Consider the following 2,118-nt stretch of genomic DNA (forward strand, 5'->3'; position numbering starts at 1 on the left):
ATGTCTCTTTCTAATTTCCATATGCGATATAATTAGGGATTGTTTTGTCGGATTGTTTCGAATGTGTCAGCAGGGGAAAAAGGGTAAAAAGGATATAAATCAATTTTACGCTTGATTGTTAGTCCTAAAATATTAAATTCTATATCAAAAATTTTTTTAGTACTTATACCTCCAGCATTAAGGGCTAGTTGAACAACCTGAGCGCATTGATGATCCAATAGGTTATATGGTTTCTTTGCTTCAGATTGAAATGCGCTCCTTATCTTGTTATCCTGTTCTGAATCTGTTGGAATGGTGTAGGCTTCATTATATCCATAATTATTTATCTCATCATTTCTTACTTCTTCTTTTGAACCTTCTCGATTATATGTACTATTCATAAACTCTTCTGGACTATTGAATGTTTTTGATCCTAAATCATGGTATTGCTTTCCTCCAAAAGACCCCGTTGTTTTTTCATATATAGGCGTTCCATTATATGAATAATATGCCCATTTGCCATCAATATTTTGTATAAGTAATGCCAAATGCCCAATAGAACCACGTAAATGCAATACAGAAATAGTATCACCTCTCTCGTCCGTATATTTCATTGGGTTACCGGCGCACCAGGAGTAGGGGCTGAGGCTGTAGTATTTCTCGGCGAGGGGGTCACATTGGTAGAACGAGCCGGCAAGGATGGCGTCGCGGAAGCGGGCATTGTTGTAGTAGCCGTAGATGCCCTTCATAGGCTGCCACTCAAGCCCGAGGTGGAAACGGTTGTCGCTGCTGAAGCTGCCATAGCGCGAACTCGGCACCCCATATGCCGAGTAGTCGGCAGCCTCTATCACACTATTATCAAGATCTTCACTTTTCATTCCGTTGGGAGCGTTTACTAATATTATCTTTTTTGGCAATTTTGTGAATAATCTCAAATTCCTTTAAAACACTTTTAGGCATTATTTTTCTGAGAGGAAAATCAAACTCTTCCATTCCGTCGATGTAATAGCGACTACACCATAGGACATTAATCAATCGATGCTCCTTATCAAATATTTCTATTTTAGCAATGATGTTTTGGTCATCTACCGGTGTTTCTGTTTCCAGATAACTTTGATATTCTTCCCCTCTAAACATAGATGGTAAAAGACCTTTGGTGGTGGCATTTGCAATTATATTTAGAATTGAATCTTTTTCATCATGTATATAGTATGCCATTTCTGCAACACCGGTTTCTTCCCATATCAATTCATAGAAATAGTCAAATAAATATCGAGCCATTAACGAATCGTGCTCCTGTGTATGGTCGTATCGGCATAGCTTTATAACCACACTATCAGCATCGTCAATTCTCAAGTGATACTTTATATCGATGTTTTCCTCAATGGCGGTTCTTTTTGACGGTGTTTTTAAGCTACAACTTACAAGCAAGCACATTGTGGGCAATAATAAGATTCTCGTAATTCGTTTCATTTTAGTTGTTTATATATTTCAAAAAAATAATTAAAAAGTTCATTACTCATAATATAGCGTTTTTTCTTATAATCCATATTGAAGCGATCTCCCCATATCACTGATAGGCGGGTGCTGTTATCACTATATATCTCTACTTTTACCAACACTTGTAATGCGTCAATGAAATGATTGCTGCGAGGCATGTCTTTTTGGTGATTAAGCAAATATGGCACTAAACAATCTCTTGCGTTTATATCGCTTGGACTCATTGACACACTTTGCCTATATAACGGCTTTTCAGAAGTTTCCTCCCTCAAATTTGCCAATATTGAGCAAAATGCGTGTATTTCATTGCTATTGATTAGTTCCTTTTGTCTCAACGCAGTATTACTCAATGCATTATAATTCCAGAAAAACCTTGATAAATGTACATCTTCCTCAAAACACGTACCTAAATGTGCAACTTTTATCACAATTTTATTGACTTGCGTCTCGTCAACATATAAATTAGCGGCATTGCATAATGTGAAAGAAAAAATACATAGAAGGGTATTCATAATTCTTGGTTGGATCATTCGTAATGAATGTATCTCCATAGTGATCATCTCTACTATGCTTTTCATTTTTGATTTCTCCTTGCTTAATTGCCGTTTGAGTTTCTCTGTTCTCAATAACATTTTTCTC

The 2,118-nt window shown here is 36.5% G+C and carries 3 protein-coding genes; all 3 read right to left on the reverse strand.

What is annotated here, in order from left to right:
• Positions 1–32: 32 nt before the first annotated feature.
• Positions 33–857: a hypothetical protein gene (locus ACI313_RS03725; protein ID WP_439755294.1), complete on the reverse strand. Its 825-nt coding sequence runs from the start codon at positions 855–857 to the stop codon at positions 33–35.
• Positions 847–1,452 carry a hypothetical protein gene (locus ACI313_RS03730; protein ID WP_439755295.1) on the reverse strand — a complete coding sequence of 202 codons (606 nt, stop codon included), beginning with the start codon at positions 1,450–1,452 and terminating at the stop codon, positions 847–849. The genes ACI313_RS03725 and ACI313_RS03730 overlap by 11 nt, the downstream gene beginning before the upstream one ends.
• On the reverse strand, positions 1,449–2,118 hold a 670-nt coding region (locus ACI313_RS03735), incomplete at its 5' end, for a hypothetical protein (protein WP_439755296.1). The genes ACI313_RS03735 and ACI313_RS03730, both read right to left, overlap by 4 nt.

Source organism: Floccifex sp. (assembly GCF_051873495.1).
In the GTDB taxonomy this organism is placed as follows: Bacteria; Bacillota_I; Bacilli_A; order Erysipelotrichales; family Erysipelotrichaceae; genus Floccifex.